At 68.9% G+C, this 17,419-nt stretch carries 21 protein-coding genes and 1 pseudogene; 13 read left to right on the top strand and 9 right to left on the bottom strand.

The window, feature by feature from the left end:
• Positions 1-60: 60 nt before the first annotated feature.
• Both GL325_RS06545 and GL325_RS06540 read left to right on the top strand, forming a co-directional pair.
• Positions 61-879, top strand: coding sequence for an SDR family oxidoreductase (locus GL325_RS06545; RefSeq protein WP_187768962.1), 819 nt, complete (start codon positions 61-63; stop codon positions 877-879).
• An 11-nt stretch (positions 880-890) separates the two neighbouring features.
• Positions 891-2,372, top strand: coding sequence for a cytochrome P450 (locus GL325_RS06540; protein WP_255955689.1), 1,482 nt, complete (start codon positions 891-893; stop codon positions 2,370-2,372).
• A gap of 13 nt (positions 2,373-2,385) precedes the next feature.
• Here the strand turns inward: GL325_RS06540 and GL325_RS06535 are convergent, their stop codons facing one another.
• The 4 genes from GL325_RS06535 to msrA form a co-directional block, all read right to left on the bottom strand.
• The gene (locus tag GL325_RS06535) at positions 2,386-2,595 is read right to left on the bottom strand and encodes a hypothetical protein (protein WP_187768960.1); all 210 of its coding nucleotides are present in this window, start codon (positions 2,593-2,595) and stop codon (positions 2,386-2,388) included.
• A 22-nt stretch (positions 2,596-2,617) separates the two neighbouring features.
• The gene (locus tag GL325_RS06530) at positions 2,618-3,169 is read right to left on the bottom strand and encodes a mismatch-specific DNA-glycosylase (protein ID WP_187768959.1); all 552 of its coding nucleotides are present in this window, start codon (positions 3,167-3,169) and stop codon (positions 2,618-2,620) included.
• A 132-nt stretch (positions 3,170-3,301) separates the two neighbouring features.
• Positions 3,302-3,847, bottom strand: a complete 546-nt coding sequence (locus GL325_RS06525; protein WP_187768958.1) for a hypothetical protein — start codon at positions 3,845-3,847, stop codon at positions 3,302-3,304.
• Between the two features lie 20 nt (positions 3,848-3,867).
• Complete coding sequence (gene msrA, locus GL325_RS06520; protein ID WP_187768957.1) at positions 3,868-4,503, bottom strand: peptide-methionine (S)-S-oxide reductase MsrA; 636 nt, start codon at positions 4,501-4,503, stop codon at positions 3,868-3,870.
• A gap of 49 nt (positions 4,504-4,552) precedes the next feature.
• Here msrA and GL325_RS06515 point away from each other — a divergent pair, with 49 nt between their 5' ends.
• Both GL325_RS06515 and ilvA read left to right on the top strand, forming a co-directional pair.
• Positions 4,553-5,686, top strand: coding sequence for an AI-2E family transporter (locus GL325_RS06515; protein ID WP_187768956.1), 1,134 nt, complete (start codon positions 4,553-4,555; stop codon positions 5,684-5,686).
• 9 nt (positions 5,687-5,695) lie between these two features.
• Positions 5,696-6,886: a threonine ammonia-lyase gene (ilvA, locus tag GL325_RS06510; protein WP_187768955.1), complete on the top strand. Its 1,191-nt coding sequence runs from the start codon at positions 5,696-5,698 to the stop codon at positions 6,884-6,886.
• A 110-nt stretch (positions 6,887-6,996) separates the two neighbouring features.
• On the opposite strand, the gene greA is transcribed toward ilvA, so the two are convergent.
• Positions 6,997-7,494 carry a transcription elongation factor GreA gene (gene greA, locus GL325_RS06505; protein WP_154595672.1) on the bottom strand — a complete coding sequence of 166 codons (498 nt, stop codon included), beginning with the start codon at positions 7,492-7,494 and terminating at the stop codon, positions 6,997-6,999.
• 65 nt (positions 7,495-7,559) lie between these two features.
• On the bottom strand, positions 7,560-7,943 hold the full coding sequence (locus GL325_RS06500; protein ID WP_187768954.1) for a DUF4307 domain-containing protein: 384 nt from the start codon (positions 7,941-7,943) through the stop codon (positions 7,560-7,562).
• Between the two features lie 74 nt (positions 7,944-8,017).
• On the opposite strand from GL325_RS06500, the gene mca reads away from it, so the two are divergent.
• Complete coding sequence (gene mca, locus GL325_RS06495) at positions 8,018-8,869, top strand: mycothiol conjugate amidase Mca (protein ID WP_187769041.1); 852 nt, start codon at positions 8,018-8,020, stop codon at positions 8,867-8,869.
• Positions 8,870-8,881: 12 nt separating this feature from the next.
• Here mca and GL325_RS06490 read toward each other — a convergent pair whose 3' ends face one another.
• Together GL325_RS06490 and GL325_RS06485 are read right to left on the bottom strand one after the other, a co-directional pair.
• Entirely contained in the window at positions 8,882-10,504 is a 1,623-nt protein-coding gene (locus GL325_RS06490) for an NAD(P)/FAD-dependent oxidoreductase (RefSeq protein ID WP_187768953.1), read from the bottom strand.
• A 115-nt stretch (positions 10,505-10,619) separates the two neighbouring features.
• Positions 10,620-11,066 (bottom strand): SRPBCC domain-containing protein, encoded by a 447-nt coding sequence (locus tag GL325_RS06485; RefSeq protein WP_154595669.1) that lies wholly within the window; start codon positions 11,064-11,066, stop codon positions 10,620-10,622.
• Positions 11,067-11,180: 114 nt separating this feature from the next.
• Here GL325_RS06485 and GL325_RS06480 point away from each other — a divergent pair, with 114 nt between their 5' ends.
• From GL325_RS06480 to GL325_RS06445, 8 genes and pseudogenes are all read left to right on the top strand, one after another.
• Positions 11,181-11,303: a hypothetical protein gene (locus GL325_RS06480; protein WP_255467271.1), complete on the top strand. Its 123-nt coding sequence runs from the start codon at positions 11,181-11,183 to the stop codon at positions 11,301-11,303.
• A 9-nt stretch (positions 11,304-11,312) separates the two neighbouring features.
• Entirely contained in the window at positions 11,313-11,534 is a 222-nt protein-coding gene (locus GL325_RS06475; RefSeq protein ID WP_187768952.1) for a hypothetical protein, read from the top strand.
• Between the two features lie 7 nt (positions 11,535-11,541).
• Positions 11,542-12,099 (top strand): GNAT family N-acetyltransferase, encoded by a 558-nt coding sequence (locus GL325_RS06470; RefSeq protein ID WP_255955683.1) that lies wholly within the window; start codon positions 11,542-11,544, stop codon positions 12,097-12,099.
• A 38-nt stretch (positions 12,100-12,137) separates the two neighbouring features.
• Positions 12,138-13,622 (top strand): hypothetical protein, encoded by a 1,485-nt coding sequence (locus GL325_RS06465; RefSeq protein WP_187768951.1) that lies wholly within the window; start codon positions 12,138-12,140, stop codon positions 13,620-13,622.
• Positions 13,619-14,557, top strand: a complete 939-nt coding sequence (locus tag GL325_RS06460) for a phosphatase PAP2 family protein (RefSeq protein ID WP_187768950.1) — start codon at positions 13,619-13,621, stop codon at positions 14,555-14,557. Before GL325_RS06465 ends, GL325_RS06460 begins: the two co-directional genes overlap by 4 nt.
• A gap of 42 nt (positions 14,558-14,599) precedes the next feature.
• Positions 14,600-15,055, top strand: a complete 456-nt coding sequence (locus GL325_RS06455) for a GNAT family N-acetyltransferase (RefSeq protein ID WP_187768949.1) — start codon at positions 14,600-14,602, stop codon at positions 15,053-15,055.
• A 131-nt stretch (positions 15,056-15,186) separates the two neighbouring features.
• The gene (locus GL325_RS06450) at positions 15,187-15,492 is read left to right on the top strand and encodes a hypothetical protein (protein ID WP_187768948.1); all 306 of its coding nucleotides are present in this window, start codon (positions 15,187-15,189) and stop codon (positions 15,490-15,492) included.
• Between the two features lie 52 nt (positions 15,493-15,544).
• Positions 15,545-15,702: pseudogene (locus GL325_RS06445) on the top strand (DUF255 domain-containing protein); the annotation flags it as partial.
• A 129-nt stretch (positions 15,703-15,831) separates the two neighbouring features.
• Here the strand turns inward: GL325_RS06445 and GL325_RS06440 are convergent.
• The gene (locus GL325_RS06440) at positions 15,832-17,085 is read right to left on the bottom strand and encodes a nuclease-related domain-containing protein (RefSeq protein ID WP_187768947.1); all 1,254 of its coding nucleotides are present in this window, start codon (positions 17,083-17,085) and stop codon (positions 15,832-15,834) included.
• Positions 17,086-17,419: the final 334 nt, after the last annotated feature.

The following is a 17,419-nucleotide window of genomic DNA, read 5'->3' as shown; positions in this document are numbered from 1 at the left end:
CACGGGGGAGGTGCGCGCATTCGCCCCACTTTCGGATACTCTCGGTATTCGGAGGTGGGTATGACGTACTTCACACAGAAGATCGCCGTCGTCACGGGTGCGGGTTCGGGGATCGGTCGTGCACTCGCGCTGGAGCTGGTGGGCCGCGGGGCGCGGGTCGCCATCTGCGACGTCGACGCCGCAGGCCTGGCCGAGACCGAGCAACTGATCCGCGCGGCGGGCGGTGAGGTGCGGTCGCACCACCTCGACGTCACCGAGCGTGAGCGGGTGCTGGCCTACGCCGCCGAGGTCGCCGATCATTTCGGCGCCGTCCACCAGATCTACAACAACGCGGGCATCGCGTTCACCGGCGACATCGAGGCGACGGACTTCAAGCACCTCGAGCGGGTCATGGACGTCGACTACTGGGGTGTGGTGAACGGGACGAAGGCATTCCTGCCCCACCTGATCGCCTCGGGTGATGGTCACGTCGTCAACATCTCGAGCGTCTTCGGCATCATCTCGGTGCCCACGCAGGGCGCGTACAACGCCGCCAAGTTCGCCGTCCGCGGCTTCACCGAGGCGCTGAGCATGGAGATGGCGTCGCGCGGCCGTCCGGTGAAGGTGACGTGCGTGCACCCCGGCGGGATCAAGACCAACGTCGCGCGCAACGCCGGCCAGGTCGACGGGCTCGACCACGACGGACTGGCGACGACCTTCGACCGGATCGCCCGCACCAGCCCCGCCCGGGCCGCCGAGGTGATCCTCGACGGCGTCCAGAAGGGCAGGACGAGGGTGCTCATCGGCGCGGACGCGCGGGTGATCGACCTGGTCGCCCGGGTGGCCGGGCCGCACTACCAGCGCCTCGTGGGGCGCCTCGCAGGAAAGGCCGGATTGTGAGCCTGTTGACCGTGCGGAACAGCTGGAGCGGGCACAAGTTCCCCCATCCGCCCGGGCGTCGCCCCATCGCCTACGACGCGATGCGGATGAACACCGACACTCCGATCAAGAACGTCATGACGATCGGTGGGTCCCTCGGTCCGATCTTCGAGGTGCGCGTCTTCAACCAGAAGTACGTGTTCGTCTCCGACGCCGCGCTGGCCGCCGAGTTGTGCGACGAGTCGCGCTTCTACAAGGTCCTGGCGCCCGCGGTGGCGCAGTTGCGCGACTTCGTCGGCGACGGCTTGTTCACGGCGCTCGAGGGCGAGCAGAACTGGCACACGGCCCACGGCGTGCTCATGCCGGCCTTCGCGAAGGCTGCGATGCGCGGCTACCACGACACGATGCTCGAGACGGCGGCCGAGATGTTCGGGGTGTGGGACAGCCAGGGCGGGCCGATCGACGTGACCGCCGACATGACCCGGCTGACGCTCGAGACGATCAGCCGCTGCGCCTTCAGCCGCGACTTCGGATCGTTCACCTCCAGCGAGCGTCACCCGTTCGTCGACGCGATGGTGATGGCGCTCATGACGGGGATGCAGAAGGGTGCGCTCGACGCGGTGCCCGGGGGCGGCAGGATCGCTCGGCGCATCGACGAGCGGAACGCCGATCAGCGCGCGTATCTCGACGATCTCGTCGACACGATGGTGGGGGAGCGCCGCGACAGCGGTGAGCGGCACGACGACCTGCTCGACCGGATGCTCTACGAGGCCCATCCCGAGACCGGTGTGAAGCTCGACGACCGCAACATCCGCGAGCAGATCCTCACGTTCCTGGTGGCGGGTCACGAGACGACGTCGGGTGCCTTGAGCTTCGCGCTGTACTACCTGTCGCGGAACCCCGAGATCCTCGCGAAGGCCCACGCCGAGCTCGACGACCTGCTGGGGCCGGACCCCGACACCGAGCCGACCTTCGAGCAGATCCCGCGCCTGCGCTACCTGCGGCGCTGCCTCGACGAGACCCTGCGGCTGTGGCCCACCGCCCCGGCGTTCGCCCGGTCTCCGCGCGAGACGACGACCGTCGGAGCGGGAACCGAGCATGAGGTCGTGATGACGCCGGATGACTGGGCGATGATCATCCTGCCGATGACGCACCGCGATCCGAAGGCCTGGGGTCCGACGGCCGAGGACTTCGATCCGGACCGGTTCCTGCCCGAGAACTCGCGCGGGCGGATGAAGAACATCTACAAGCCGTTCGGCACGGGGGAGCGGGCCTGCATCGGCCGCCAGTTCGCGATCCACGAGGCGATCTTGGTGTTGGCGCGGATTCTGCATCGCTTCGACATCACGGGAGACCCGGACTACGAGCTGCGCATCGAGGAGCGGCTGACGATCGTGCCGAAGGACTTCCACGTCACGTTGACGCCGCGCACGCCCACGGTGGCTGCTGCGCAGGCGCCGGCCGCCGACGCCGGACCCGCCGAGGCGCCGTCGGGCTGCCCCGTCGCGCACTAGCGCGAGTTCACGCTCACCGCAGCGTCGTGCGGCTGTCCTCGTGGATGGTCCAGAACCGGTGGTGCGCGATCTCCCACGGATGGCCGTCCGGATCGGCGATGTACCCGGAGTAGCCACCCCAGCGGACCTCGTCATTGTCCTTGACGAGACCGTCCTCGTGGAACGACCGGGCGCGATCCAGGTCCGCCACACCGAGGGTGATCAGGCTGAGTCGTTGGACCATGGGCTCACCCTGGGCACGACCGTCACGCGGGGAGCAGGCCCGCGGCTTGCGCCACCTCGCGATAGGCCCGCGCCAGCGACTCCACGTTCTCGTGCGCGTTCAGTCCGCTGGGGTTGGGCACGACCCAGACCTGGGCCCCGGCGAGGTCGTCGGGTTGCCGGCCCGGGCGGGCGGCGCGGTGGCCGAACGCGGTGCGAAAGGACGTGATGCCCGCGACCGCGACGACGCGCGGCCGGTGCTCGGTGACGAGCTCGACCAAGCGGGCGCGGCCCTCCACCAGCTCGGACGGGTCCAACTCGTCGGCCCGGGCGGATGCTCGGGCGACGAGATTGGTGATCCCCACGCCGCGGTCACGCAGCTGCTCGGCCGCCAGGGCCGGGTCGTCGGTGTCGACCAGCCCGGCGCGCACCAGCGCCGGGTAGAACCGGTTGCCCCGGCGGGCGAAGTGCAGGCCCGTCGCGGCGCTGACCAGGCCGGGGTTGATCCCGACGAACAGCAGCCGCAGGTCGTCCGGCACCAGGTCCGGGATCGTGCGTCCGGCGAAGGACTCCAGCTCGGCGCGACTCCAGCTCATGCGATCAGGCGTAGGAGACGCCGGTCGCGTGCAGCGGGCAGTACCCGAACGGGTTCTTCACGAGGTACTGCTGGCGACAATGGCGTTCACGCATACCTGAAGCATGACGCAATGTCGAAGATGCTGCCTTGGCTAGTTCTGCTCGGCGCCGCTGCGGCTGAGTTCGCCTCGAAGCGTTGCCTCGGCGGCGTCGCACGACTTCTTGCCCCAGATCAAGATGGGCGGGAAGACAATGCGCTCCTGCTCCCACCGATTGATGGTCTTCGTCGCTTCGAGATATGGCAAGCCCTGAAGATTGAAGAAGAAGGGTGAGAAGGACGAGCCCTTCCATAAGGTATTCGCCCACGTGAGCCGTTCCCGGATCGCTACCTCGTCGAAGTCGGAGATGTCGAACGATGCCAGCACCCGTCGACCCCGTCGGGCGAACACGCGTTGTCCTTCCACGTCGTAACTGACGCGGCCGGCTCGCAGCGCCCAGTCGGCGGCGATGATCGTTCCCGCGGCAATGGGCGCGCACAGGCCGATGAGGAAGAGGACGAACCAGCCGAACTCGCCGAGGGAAGCCATGAGGACGAGCGCGATGATCGTCCCGACCATGCAGAGTTCGACGATGAACGGAACACCGCCCCACCACTGGCCACGCGCGAAGACGACGCGACGCGGGGCGGGAACTGTCACGGGGTCATCGTTGCACAGGCTCAGGCGTAGGAGACGCCGGTCGCGTGCAGCGGGCAGTACCCGAACGGGTTCTTGACGAGGTACTGCTGGTGCGCCTCCTCGGCGTAGTAGTACGCGTCGAGGGGGCGGATCTGCGTCGTGATCTGGCCGTACCCGTGGGCGGTCATCTGCTGCTGGTAGGCCTCGCGGGACGCCTCGGCCTCGGCCTGCTGCTCGGGCGTCGTGGTCAAGATGACGGACCGGTAGTTCGAGCCGCGGTCGTTGCCCTGGCGCATGCCCTGCGTCGGATCGTGGTTCTCCCAGAACACCTTCAACAGGTCGGCGTAGCTGATGACCGAGGGATCGAAGACGACGCGCACGACCTCGGCGTGACCGGTACGGCCCGTGCACACCTCCTCGTACGTCGGGTTCGGGGTGACGCCGCCGGCATAGCCGACGGAGGTGGACCAGACGCCGGGCTGCTCCCAGAACGTCTTCTCCTCGCCCCAGAAGCACCCGAGGCCGAACACGGCGATCCCGAAACCCTCGGGACCGTCGGTCTCGATGGGGTTGCCGGTCACGAGGTGCCGATCTCCGACCTCGAAGGGGCGGGTGTCGCGGCCCGGGAGCGCGGTCTCGGGCGTGGGAAGCGTCGTCTTGTCGAATCCGAATCGCATGCCAACATCAACGCCGCGCGATGGCGGCATGTTCCCGTAGCCTCAGAGAGTGAGCAGCGAATCCCGGGGGGCCGGCCGGTACGCGATCCCCATCGGAGTGGAGATCGCTGCGGCGTGGGCCTGGCGCCTCGTGCTCATCGGAGCCGCCGGCTACCTGCTCATCCGGGTGCTCGGCTACTTCTCCGAGGTCACCGTCCCGATCGCCATCGCCGCACTGCTCGCGGCTCTCACGGTCGGAGCGGTCGACTGGCTCGCCCGTCACGGGGTGCCCCGGCTCGCTGCGGCCCTGACGGTCGTCCTGGGGCTGCTGCTCACGGTGATCGGCCTGATCGGCGTGGTGGGACAGCAGTTGTCGACGCAGTTCGACGACCTGCGCGACAGCGTCATCGAGGGGATCGACCAGGTGCAGAACTGGGCACGCACCGGGCCGCTCGATCTCTCCGACCGTCAGCTCGACAACTGGATCGACCGACTCGAGAAGGCGATCTCCAGCAGCGACTCCGCCATCTTCTCGCAAGCCACCGAAGTCGGCGTCCAGATCGGCCACTTCGTGGCTGGCTTCCTGGTCACGTTCTTCACCCTGTTCTTCTTCCTCTATGAGGGAGCTCGCATCTGGGGCTGGATCGTGCGGTTGTTCCCACGGGTCGCCCGTGAGCGCGTGCACTCCTCGGGCCACGCAGCGTGGGGGTCGCTCACTGCGTTCGTGCGCGCCACCGTCCTCGTCGCGCTGGCGGACGCCGTCGGCATCGCGGGCGTCGCCCTGATCCTGCAGGTTCCCCTCGCGGCGGCGATCGGCGTCCTGGTGTTCCTGGGTGCCTTCATCCCGATCATCGGTGCCACCCTCTCGGGCCTGGTGGCGGTTCTGGTGGCCCTCGTCGCCCAGGGTCCGGTCACGGCGTTGGTGATGCTGGCGGGCGTCATCGCGGTGCAACAAATCGAGGCACACGTCCTGCAGCCCTTCCTGATGGGCCACATCGTCGCTCTCCATCCGCTCGCCATCCTGCTCGTGATCGCGACAGGGCTGGTTGCCGGCGGCATCGTCGGTGCCCTGCTCGCAGTGCCGCTCGCGGCCTGCGTCAACACGATCGTGCGGCACCTGGCGGCGGGCGACCCGCCGGACACCGATGGCCTACTCGGCGAGGAGTCACGGGACCTCGGGAACCCACCCGCGGCACCGGCCTAGGCTGGACGCGTGGACCTCGACGATGCGCGCGCGGCAAGGCAAACCCTCCAGGGCGTCAGTGAAGTCACGCCGCTCACGCACTCGAGGTGGCTGCACGAGCTGACCGGTCGCGACGTCCGGCTCAAGTGCGAGAACCTGCAGCGCGCCGGGTCGTTCAAGATCCGCGGCGCCTACACGCGCATCGCGCGGCTGTCCGACCAGGAGCGTGCCCGCGGGGTCGTCGCGGCCAGCGCCGGCAACCATGCGCAGGGCGTCGCCCTCGCCGCCGCCAAGCTCGGTGCCCGCGCCACGATCTTCATGCCGCACGGCGCTGCCCTGCCGAAGGTCCAGGCCACCCTCGGGTACGGCGCGGAGGTCCGGTTCCACGGGCTCGGCGTCACCGAGGCGCTCGTCGCCGCCGCCGAGTTCGCCGAGCAGACCGGCGCCACCTTGATCCACCCCTTCGACCACCCGGACATCATCGCCGGGCAGGCGACCGTGGGACTCGAGATCGTCGAGCAGCTCCCGGAGGTGTCGACCATCCTCGTCCCCCTGGGCGGCGGGGGACTGGCAGCCGGCATCGCCCTGCTCAAGTCCGAGCGCCCCGACATCACGGTCGTCGGCGTGCAGGCCGAGGCCGCGGCGGCCTATCCCGGATCGCTCGCCGAGGGGATCCCCGTCGAGGCCGACCTCGGGTCGACGATGGCCGACGGGATCGCGGTCTCACGACCGGGCGCAGTGCCGTTCGGGTTGATCCGCGAGCACTTGGACGGCGTCGTCACGGTCTCCGAGGAGTCGATGAGTCAGGCGCTGATCGGACTGCTCGAGCGCGCCAAGCTGCTCGCCGAGCCGGCGGGATCGGTGGGAGTGGCGGCGCTGCTGGAGTACCCGGACCGCTTCGACGGCCCCGTGGTCCCGGTGCTCTCGGGCGGCAACATCGACGCCTTGCTCCTGCTCGAGGTGATCCGGCACGGCCTGGCCTCCGGCGGCCGGTTCCTGATGTTCCGCGTGCGCATCTCGGACCGCCCCGGCGAGCTGATGCGGCTGCTGACCGAGCTGGCCCAGATGGACGTGAACATCCTCAACGTCAACCACGATCGCGGCTCGGAGGCCCTGGGCGTGCGCGAGGTCGAGGTGGCGCTGCAGGTCGCGACCCGCGGCAACGCCCACCGCGAGGAGGTCTGGCGCCGCCTGACCGAGCTGGGCTACGACCCCAGCTGAGCGTGACGGTTTACCACGGTCCCGTGGTAAACCAGCGCCTCCCCAGGGAAACTTCCCTGGGGAGGCGGCGAATTACCACGGGACCGTGGTAAACCGACGGTCCCGACGGATCAGAAGGGCTTGGCCTCGACGATCTCGACGGTGAGGGTCTTGCCGTTGGGAGCCTCGTAGGAGACCGTGTCGCCGGCGAAGGTGCCCATGATGGCCGCACCGAGCGGCGACGTGGGCGAGTAGATGTCCAGATCGACGCTGGAGTCCATGCTCAGCAGCTCACGCGAGCCCAGCAGGAACGTCTCGGTGTCGGTGTCGCCCTGGAAGCGGATGGTGACCTTCATGCCCGCCTCGACCTTGCCGTCGTCGGCCGGCGCGTCGCCGACCTCGGCGCGGCGCAGCCGGTCCTCGAGCTGACGGATCTGCGCGTCGGTCTTGCCCTGCTCCTCGCGAGCGGCGTGGTACCCGCCGTTCTCGCGCAGGTCGCCCTCCTCGCGGGCATTGGCGATCTTCTGCGTGATGTCGGGAAGAACCTCGTTCTTGAGGCGGTTGAGCTCGGCGACGAGTCGGTCGTAGGCCTCCTGGGTCACCCAGATGGTCTCGGTCTCGGTCGACATGGCTGTTCTCCTCACTACGTGCGACACCCCGGGACCTCCCGGGGTGAAACGTCGAGTCTACAGCATCACGAAGGTTCGCAGGAGTCCAAAACCGCGGTGACCGCACGGCGCTCGGTGCGGATCTCCGAGACGACGCGCACGGGACTCTGCGACGAGGCCGGCACCTCGACGTTCTTCTCACCGACGACGACCTTGTCCTGGGCCTGGGCGAACACCCGGCAGGTCAGTGCCACGGGCTCGTCGCGGAAGATCTCCAGGTCGACCTTCGTGCGCTGCGCGTCGATGACCTCGTAGGAGTGGACGCGGGCCTGGAACACCGGCACGTCGGTCCACGAGGCCCAAGCGGCCCAAGCGATGCCCGCCGTGACGCCGAGGGCGGCGACGAGGGGCCACAGCCATCGCGGGGTCGTGCGGCGATGGCGTCCGTAGCGCGCGTCGAGATCGGTCACGCCTTCCAGTGTCTCAGGGGCGTGAAAGACTGGGGCACGTGGTCGAGAACGAGGCAGACACCAAACTGCGCCTGATGCACGTGCACGCCCATCCTGATGACGAGTCGAGCAAGGGTGCGGCGTCCACCGCCAAGTACGTGGCCGAGGGGGTCGACGTGCACGTCGTCACCTGCACCGGCGGCGAACGGGGGTCGATCCTGAACCCCGCCTTCGAGCACCCGGGGATCCTCGAGAACCCCGAGCTCATCGCCGAGATCCGTCGCGAGGAGATGGACAAGGCCCGCGAGATCCTGGGCGTCACCCAGGACTGGCTGGGCTTCGTCGACTCGGGCTGGCCGGAGGGCAACCCCAAGCCACCGCTGCCCGAGGGCTGCTTCGCCCTCGTGCCGATCGAGGAGGCCGCCGCGCCCCTCGTCCGGCTGATCCGCTCCTTCCGCCCGCACGTCCTGACGACGTACGACGAGAACGGCGGCTACCCGCACCCCGATCACGTCAAGTGCCACGAGGTCAGCGTGTACGCGTTCGAGGCCGCCGCCGATCCCGAGCGCTACCCCGAGCTGGGCGAGCCGTGGCAGGTCAGGAAGCTCTACTACCACCACGGCTGGTCGCGGGCGCGCATCGAGGCGATCAACGCCGCGATGGAGCGGCACGGCCTCGAGTCGCCCTACAAGGACTGGCTCGAGACCCGCGAGATCGACCCCGAGCACGAGAAGCGCATGACCACCCGCGTGCCGTGCGCCGACTACTTCGAGGTCCGCGACCGCGCCCTGATCGCGCACGCGACCCAGATCGACCCCAACGGGTTCTGGTTCGCCGTGCCGCCCCAGGTCCAGGCCGAGGCGTGGCCCACCGAGGACTGGGAGCTGGTGAAGACCTTCGTCGACACCGAGCTGCCCGAGGACGACCTCTTCGCCGGTCTGCGCTGAGTCCGGCGGGGCTCAGCCCCGCCGGGCCCTCACCGAGCGCGCCCAGCCGCGCACCGGCGAGACCACCTGGTCGATCCGGCCGTGGGCCAGGGCCGCCCGCGCGGCGTTCATGCCCGGCGCGCCGTGCACGCCTCCGCCGGGATGAGCCGACGCCGAGCCGAGGAAGAGCCCGGGGATCGAGGTCTCGGCGCGTCCCAGCCCGGGGATCGGGCGGAAGAACAGCTGCTGGTCGATCGCGGCGGTGCCGCCGTTGATGGCGCCACCGACGAGGTTGGCGTTCCGGGCCTGCAGCTCGTGCGGGCCCAGCACGCGGCGCGCCAGGATCCGCGAGCCGAAGCCCGGGGCCAGCCGCTCGATCCGGTCCTGCATGCGGTCCGCGAAGCGCTCGGCGTCGTCGCGGTCCCACGTGCCCCGGATCGTGCCGTCGCCCGCATCGGCGACCGTCTGCTGCGGGACGTGCGTGTACGCCCACACCGACTCGGTCCCCGCGGGCGAGCGGGTCGGGTCGGTCGTGGTCATCTGACCGGCCAGCAGGAACGGCGAGGCGGGCACGTAGCCGTCGTGGACCTGCTGCAGGGCCTGGTTCATCTCATGGCGGGAGTCGGCGACGTGGAAGGTCCCGGGCGCGTAGGGCGGCGGTGAGGCCCATGGGATCGGTCCGTCGAGCGCCCAGTCGACCTTCACGGTGCCGGGGTCGAGGCGGAAGTGCCGCATCCGCTCGTGCACCTTGGCCGGGACGTCCGCCGGGTCCAGCAGGTCCCCGTACAGCGCCGAGGCCACGACGTCGGACACGACCGCGCGGCGTGCTGCGTAGGGAGTGCCGTCGGCCGTGCGGACCCCGCTCGCGCGCCCGCCCGACACGTCGATGTGCGCGACTCGGCTGGAGGTCTCGATTCGTCCACCGCGCGCCTGGAACCGTGCGGCCAAGGCCTCCGCGAACTTCCCGGCGCCGCCCTCGGGCACCGGGAACCCGACGGTCTGGCCCATCATCGTCATCATCAGGCCCATCAGCCCGGAGCCGGGGGAGTCCAGTGGGATGTCGGCGTGCCCGGCATTGCCGGCCAGCAGGATCCCCGGTGCCGGTCCGCCGAATCGCGTGCCGGCGATGTCGACGACAGGGCTGAGCAGCATCTTGACGAGGTCGAGACCACCCGCCTTCGGCAGGCGGCGCAGGAGTGACAGCCCGCCGCGCACCGGCGGGAACGGCGTCAGCAGCCCGGTGATGAGGGCGTCGCCGATCTCGTCCCACGTACGGCACAGCTCGAGCCAGGCCTCGCCGTCGCCCGCGTGCTGGCGATGCATCAGCGCAGCGGTGATCTCACGATCGCGGTGCTGCAGGGCCCACTGGCCGTCGGCGAACGGGTGGCCCAGGACGGCCGGTGCATGGCGCCACACCAGTCCGTACTCCTCGAGGCGGAGGTCCTGGATGGTGCGGGAAGCGGCCGCCAGGGGATAGAAGGTGCTGAAGGTGTCGTGCACGAAGTCGGGATGGACGTCGGTGTCGCTGCGCACCGCCCCGCCCACCGTGGGCTGCTCCTCCAGGACGAGGACCGACCACCCCGCGTCGACGAGGTGGTTCGCCGCCACGAGTCCGTTCGGTCCGGCGCCGATCACGATGGCGTCGAAAGTCGTCACGAGGGGGCCTCCTGCCAGGACGCGAGCGCGGCGCCCGGCGTCCTCTCCACCGTACGGCTCCCGGCGGCCTGCGGTCGCCGGAGTTGCGGCGTGCAGACCGTGCAGACCCGCGAGGTCACGCTCCGGAAGCCTCGCGCCGTTCGGCGAGGAAGGCGAGGCGGCGCAGGGTCTCGGTGTTGCGCCAGTGCAGCGTCGGCGACTGGACGACCTGCGGGATCATCGTGGCCGGTCCGCTGACGGCCTGCTCGACGATGGTCACGTTGGTCCCGGCGCCCTGCGGGGCGAGGGTGATCAGCACCTCGGCCGCCCCGGCCGGCCACGCCCGGGCGTGCAGCTTCAGCGACCGCCCGGGATCGGATTCGAGCACCAGGGTGTCGTCGTCGATCAGAGCCGGCCACACGCCCACCGAGTGGTGCAGCTTGGCGCCGACCTCGGGCCACGCGGCGTCGACGTCGCGCATGCGTGAGGCGCCCACGACCCACAGCGGGTACAGCCAGCCGTCGGCCAGGACATCCCACACTCGCTCCGGGGTGGTCTCGATGAGGCGGGTGTTGGTGCTCATGGTCGCGAGGTACCCACGGGACGCGCCCTCACACACCGCCCGTCGTGTCAGGGGTTTCGGCCGATCGCCTAGTCTCGACAGGTAGGCAGTCGAACGACAGTGAGGATGGGGCCCATGTGCTCTCCGGTTCCGTGCAAGCAGTGCGGCAAGACGACGTGGCGCGGATGCGGTGAGCACGTCGACCAGGTCAAGGCGGCCGTCCCGGCCGACCAGTGGTGCGGCCACGAGCAGGACTAGGCTGTGTCCGTGACCATGCTGGATCTCGCGGTTCTCACCGCCCAGGAGATCGACCCCAAGGGCAACCAGTCGATCGGCTGGCTGCCGGGCCTGTACGTGCTCGGCCTGTGCATCATCGTCGGGCTGCTGCTGTGGTCGTTCGCCAAGATGGCCAAGAAGGCGCGTCAGCCCTGGGAGGGCGAGGGCGAGGACGAGACTCCTCGCAAGCCCGAGGACGACTCCACTTCCTGATCACCCCGTGACGGACCTGCGCACGCCGCGGTTGAGACTGCGGCACTGGAGCCAGGCCGATCGCGAGCCGTTCGCAGCGCTCAACGCGGATTCGCGGGTCATGGAGCACTTCCCGGCACCGCTCGACGCTTCCGAGAGCGACGCTCTCGCCGACCGGATCTCCTCCCGTCTCGATGAGCACGGCTGGGGCCTGTGGGCCGTCGAGACCCCGGACGGCCGGTTCGCCGGCTTCACCGGGCTCAACCCCGTGCCCCGGGCGATCGCCGAGCTCGTGCGTGGCGAGCCGACCATCGAGGTCGGCTGGCGACTGGCCCGCTGGGCCTGGGGCCACGGCTACGCCACCGAGGCCGGGACCGCTGCCTTGCGTCACGGGTTCGACGTCCTCGAGCTCGAAGAGATCGTCTCGTTCACCGCCGCCGGGAACGCCCGGTCGCGCGCCGTGATGGAGCGCTTGGGGATGACGCGTGACCCTGCGGACGACTTCGACCACCCCGCACTGGCGCTGGACAGCCCGCTGCGCCGGCACGTCCTCTACCGCCTGTCACGCGGGGGAGTGCGGTCCTGAGGTCCGAGCCGCGGGGATGGCTCGACTATGGTCTTCGAGTGCCTTCCGACCTCGCATCCGGTGGTCGGGATCGACGTTCCCTGCGTGACCGATCCGGTCTGGCGATCGTCGGCTTCGCCGTTCTCGCGGTGTTGTTGCAGCTTCCCTTCATCGGGGCTCCTCCCGGACGCGACGAGGCGGGCTACCTCATGGTCGGCGCGGGCTGGGGCCAGGGAGACGAGCTCTACGGCAGGTACTGGGTCGACCGCCCGCCCGTGCTGGTGTGGATCTTCGAGGCCGCCGGCGACCTGACGACGCTGCGACTGATCGGCTGCACTGCCGCCGCGGCCGTCGTGGTGCTGGTGGGCCTCGCCGCCCGCGTCGCAGCCGGCCCTCGAGCGGGTGTCTGGGCCGCCGGTGCGGCCGCACTCCTCGCCTCGCAGCCGTGGCTGGGGACCGCGCGCGTCAACGGCGAGATCCTCGCCGCCCCGTTCTCCGCTGCCGCGCTGCTCGCGACCGTCCTCATCGTCCGCCGTGGTGGGGGCTGGAAGGCGGCCGTCGTCGCCGGATCCGCGGCCACCCTCGCGGTCCTGGTCAAGCAGTCCACCGTGGACGCGGCGGTCTTCGTGGTCGTGGCGCTCGTCATGATCGCGTGGCGCGGGCGCCGGTCCCGGAGTCAGCTGCTGGCGCTCGCCGCCGGGGTCGTCGGGGGAGTGGCGGTGACGCTGACGGCCGCCGTGGCGCTCGCGGCCGCCCGGGGTGCGGGTCCGGTCGAGTTGTTCGACGCAGTCGTGACCTTCCGGCTCGAGGCCGGTGCGACGATCCGCGCGTCCGCCTCGGGTGCCACGACTGAGCGCCTGCTCGCCATGGTCTCGACCTGGCTCGTCAGCGGGCTGGCCATGTTGACGGCCGCCGTCCTGGTCCTGGCGGCCCGCCGCCGCGACCCTGTCGTCTGGGCGACGAGCGCCGCGCTGCTCGCAGCCACGGCGTTCGCCCTGATGGGCGGCAGCTACTGGGCGCACTACCTGATCGCGCTGATCCCGACCGGCGCGCTCGGTGCCGGCCTGGCCGCCGCTCAGGTACCCCGGCGCTGGGCTCGTACCGGTGCGGTCGTACTCGTGGCCGCGACGATCGTGTCCACCGGATACGCGCTGACCGACCCCGGCCGGGACGGCCGCGAGCAGCAGGCCGTGGGCCGCGCCATCGAGAAGGTCGCCGAGCCCGGCGACACCGGCGTCGTCACCTACGGGCAGCCGAACGTCCTGTTCAACGCGGGACTCGAGAGCCCTTACCCCTATCTGTGGAGTCTGCCCGTCCGCGCGCTGGACCCTGATCTGGACCAGTTGAGCGACGTGCTGGAGGGTCCGGACGCGCCCACGTGGATCGTCGACTGGAGTGGCTTCGACGACTGGGGCGTGGACGCGCAGCGGCTGATCGACGTCGTGCAGGAGCGATACCGTGTGATCGCGCAGGTGTGCGGCCGCGATGTCTGGCTCGACCGCCGCATCGACCGGCCGGTCCCGCACGGAGGAGGTTGCCGGTGACCACCGAGGAGTCCACCGAGGCGACCGAGCCCCGCTCGAGGGCGGTGCGCTGGCGCCCGCTCGCCATCGCGGTCTATGCGGCGGCCCTCGTGGCGTGGATCGTGGTCATCGGCGTGCCGACCGACCCGTTCCAGATGTTCGCGTGGATGTGGCTGGCTGTCATCGCGTGGCGGTGGGGCGTGCCCGCCCGGGCCCACCTCGACTTCGTCAAGGACTGGTGGCCGGCGTTCGCCGTGCTCGTGGTCTATCTCTACAGTCGCGGGCTGAGCGACGAGCTGATCGGCACCGTGCACTGGACGATGCCGATCCACGTGGACCGCTGGCTGACGGGCGGCAACGACCTGCCGACGGCCTACCTGCAGGACGCCCTGTGTGGCGACCCGTGCGTCCGCGAGACCCCGCCGCGTTGGTACGACGTCCTCCTCACGACCGTCTACTACACGCATTTCGTGGTCGCCCTCACCCTGGCGCTCGTGCTGTGGGTGCGGAACCGGGTCGACTGGGCGGCGTGGCTGAGCCGTTACCTCGTGATGAACGTGGCGGGCCTGATCGTCTACGTGCTGTACCCGATGGCGCCTCCGTGGCTGGCGTCGAAGGAGGGCTACATCGCCGAGAGCCTGCCCCGGCTGACCGGCCGCGGCTGGTCCGACCTCGGGCTGGGCGGCTTCCACGTCATCCTGGCCAAGGTGGGCAATCCCGTCGCCGCCATGCCCTCGCTGCACGGCGGCATCGCGATGCTCGTGGCGCTGTGGACCATCCGCCGCCTCACCAGCCCGTGGCGCTGGACGGCGCTGATCTACCCGCTCGTCATGGCGTTCGCGCTGGTCTACTACGCCGAGCACTACGTCATCGACATCATCGCCGGCTGGGCCCTCGCGGGGCTCGTGATGTTCGTCGTCGGCCGGTGGGAGCGCCGACGCGGCGTGCCCATCTAGGCCCCGGTCTCGACCAAGCACGACGAGTCAAAGGACCATGACATGGGCACATGGATCGTTCGCGCCGCAACGGCGTCAGACCGCAACTCCTGGGAACGTCTCTACCGGGGATATTGCACCTTCTACCAGCGCGACGTGAGCGTTGAACATCTCGACACTCTCTGGTCGTGGATTCAGGGACAGGACATCCACGCCCGTGTGGTCGAGGATCCCGACAATTCGGGTGAGCTCGTCGGACTGGCCCACCTGCGTGAGTTCCTGCGTCCGATCGTGGCCGGCAAGGCCGGCTTCCTCGACGATCTGTTCATCGACCCCGACCTCCGCGGCTCCGGCGCGTCCCGAGCGAACTTCGAGGACATTCGGGTCTTTGCGGAAGATCGCGGATGGGAGCGAGTGCGTTGGATCACGGCGGAGGACAACTACCGTGCCCGCGGTTTGCACGACCAGCTCGGCGAACGAACGGCCTGGGTCACCTATGACATGGAGATGCGTCCGTAAGGGTCGAGGACTGAGCCTGCTCGTGACGTGTCGGCTCTCCGGCGCGGTCGGGCCGGTTCAAGGGTCCTCGTTCGGACGGACAAGATCCGTGGGAGGAAACGGATACGCGGTGTCATCATCGGCTACAAGGAGTGGAGGAACTGATGGCCAGGCGAGACCTCGCATCCGAGTTCAGGACGTTGCGCGACCTGCTGGTCGGGATGCGGCGCACCGATGACAACGGGCCGGTCCTCACGATCGAGGACGTCATCGTCGTGTCCGAATCGGCCGATGTCATTGAGGGACGGGTTATCTACACCGACGAGCGGGCGCCCGGTCGACCCTGGCGATCGTCCGACTTCGACTACGAAGTCAAGCAACTCGCGGTCGACGGCCCTGAGGATGCGGCGGACCTGCTGGTGGTCAACCTCGAGGAAGAGGTCCTCGCCGTCGACTGACGGGGCGATGGCGCCGCGAGGTGCCCGTTCGGCGCCCCGGTAGCGTGAGCCAATGGCCAATCGACTCGCTCAGTCCCAGTCGCCGTACCTGCGTCAGCACGCCGAGAACCCGGTGGACTGGTGGGAGTGGAGTGAGGCGCTGGCCGAGGTGCGCGCCGCGACCTGCCGATCCTGCTGAGCGTCGGATATGCCGCGTGCCACTGGTGCCATCAGGGGTATCGCTCGCTGAGATCGCGAGAAAACGGCGATAACACTGATGTAGCAGGGATAATCAGGATCGGTCCATTTGGCAAAGTTCGCCGAATTCCCAGACCGCCGCAGGACTACCGGTCATGACGTTCAACTAAATCCGAGTTCGCGAAGAGCCTGTTCGTTCAGTGACGGGAGGCCGAGAACCGCGAGAAGACGCTCGACCTCAGGAGCTTTTAGCGGTGGCTGATCCTCCCCAATGTCGCGGGCCAACACCGCTACGGTCTCGGTTGTTGCTATGCGAACTTCTGTGGGTTCGTCATCCCTGACGTGGATGTCTCGGCCGTGGAAGCAGAGAACCGGCGTCACGAAGCCCAAGGCGATCCGCGGCTCGGTCTTCTGCAGCAGGCTCGCCAAGAGCTGTGCCGCTTTGCGGGCTTGAGTTCGGAAGCTTTCGTCGACCGCGTTTCCGCCGACCGTGGCCGGTCCGTTGAGAGGCACTACGATCTCTCCCCGATGCCGCGTGTCCTTTTGCTCAACAGTAATCACTGCGTGTGGATGCACGATGATCGCGTCAACCTCGCGTTCCTGACGACCTACGCGAACGGTGGCATTGAGGATGACGAGGCCCTTCTTCAGCGACTGTAGCGAACTCTCAAGGCGACGTTCGCCTTCGGTTTCTGCTGGTGCAATGCGTAGCCAGAGGCAACCATTCGCAGTCCGAACCCAACTGAAAGCAGATGAACTCTGCCTCTGGATGGCAGGCGATGCATGGTCGGCGGCCGGTGCCGTCCGGTCAGGAGCGAGGGACTCGGATGAACGTGCCGCAATTCGCGTGCGCCGCTTCTCGAGATACACATCCAGAACGCGGCGGTTGGCCTCGACCTTCGCGCTGGGATCAGCCTGCCCCGATGGAGTTGACGCAGTCTGGGACTTTCCCTTGTCCTTCGTTACGGGGCGGCGCTTCGTCGGCCCACTCGTCTCAACGATGCGCTGGTTCCTGGTCTTTGCTTCGTCTTTGAACTGGCGAGCGCGCTCGCGGTCAATTGACTCTCGGAGGCTGGCGAGCGTGCCTGTCGAGATCCGTGGCAACTTTCCAAGGTCGAGTTCCTGCCACAGGCGTTGCCACCGGATCTCCGGTTGACTGCTTGCCAGACCGCGCATATGACGCTGGACGTCACCAGGGCCGACGCCGAGTAGCACGCACAACTGCGTCAAGTTCAGGCCTACTGCGGCGTCATGACGATCAGACCTGCTTGTGTGGTCGGGTTCCGTTCGGCGAAAGCAGATGCGGCCAGCCCCGTCACGGAAGAATCCGCGGCTCTCGAGGATGGCTGTGATTTGCTCATCTGAGCACGGCAGTTTCTTGCCGCGGAGCAAGGCTTTCAGTTGCAGTTCGGTCATGGGGCCCCGGCTTGTCAAGACGCCCGCCAAGAAAACGCGCGCGTTCGCCAGGGAATGGGTAGATGGAAGGTCGGACAAGGTTCGACCTCCTCATCGTCTGTCGTGTGGTAACTCGTCTCTACCGTCTAGACCCCATCGTTCCAGCCCGCAGGCGGGACATCAGCAGTCTGGGGAAATTGCGTTGTCTGACTCCGTTGTCCACGAGGAATGGATCGATCTTCTCCGGTGCGGCAACGTTGCTCGGGAAGGGAAACAATTCTTGTGACCGGCGGCGGGAGCGCAGTATGCCAACGCCTAGTTCCTGTGGTCACGGGTCTCGCTGCGTCCCCCCCCG

It is taken from the genome of Aeromicrobium sp. 636 (genome assembly GCF_024433585.1).
In the GTDB taxonomy this organism is placed as follows: Bacteria; Actinomycetota; Actinomycetes; order Propionibacteriales; family Nocardioidaceae; genus Aeromicrobium; species Aeromicrobium senzhongii.
Note: the sequence above shows the minus strand (reverse complement) of the source record. Positions and strands in the feature narration are given on the sequence as shown.

What these genes read in the sequence shown, in the direction of transcription:
- greA (WP_154595672.1), bottom strand. Translation starts at nt 7,494, where the DNA reads ATGTCGACCGAGACCGAGACCATCTGGGTGACCCAGGAGGCCTACGAC.
- GL325_RS06545 (WP_187768962.1), top strand. Translation starts at nt 61, where the DNA reads ATGACGTACTTCACACAGAAGATCGCCGTCGTCACGGGTGCGGGTTCG.
- GL325_RS06530 (WP_187768959.1), bottom strand. Translation starts at nt 3,169, where the DNA reads ATGAGCTGGAGTCGCGCCGAGCTGGAGTCCTTCGCCGGACGCACGATC.
- msrA (WP_187768957.1), bottom strand. Translation starts at nt 4,503, where the DNA reads ATGCGATTCGGATTCGACAAGACGACGCTTCCCACGCCCGAGACCGCG.
- GL325_RS06535 (WP_187768960.1), bottom strand. Translation starts at nt 2,595, where the DNA reads ATGGTCCAACGACTCAGCCTGATCACCCTCGGTGTGGCGGACCTGGAT.
- GL325_RS06455 (WP_187768949.1), top strand. Translation starts at nt 14,600, where the DNA reads ATGGGCACATGGATCGTTCGCGCCGCAACGGCGTCAGACCGCAACTCC.
- GL325_RS06440 (WP_187768947.1), bottom strand. Translation starts at nt 17,085, where the DNA reads ATGACCGAACTGCAACTGAAAGCCTTGCTCCGCGGCAAGAAACTGCCG.
- GL325_RS06480 (WP_255467271.1), top strand. Translation starts at nt 11,181, where the DNA reads ATGTGCTCTCCGGTTCCGTGCAAGCAGTGCGGCAAGACGACGTGGCGC.
- mca (WP_187769041.1), top strand. Translation starts at nt 8,018, where the DNA reads ATGCACGTGCACGCCCATCCTGATGACGAGTCGAGCAAGGGTGCGGCG.
- GL325_RS06485 (WP_154595669.1), bottom strand. Translation starts at nt 11,066, where the DNA reads ATGAGCACCAACACCCGCCTCATCGAGACCACCCCGGAGCGAGTGTGG.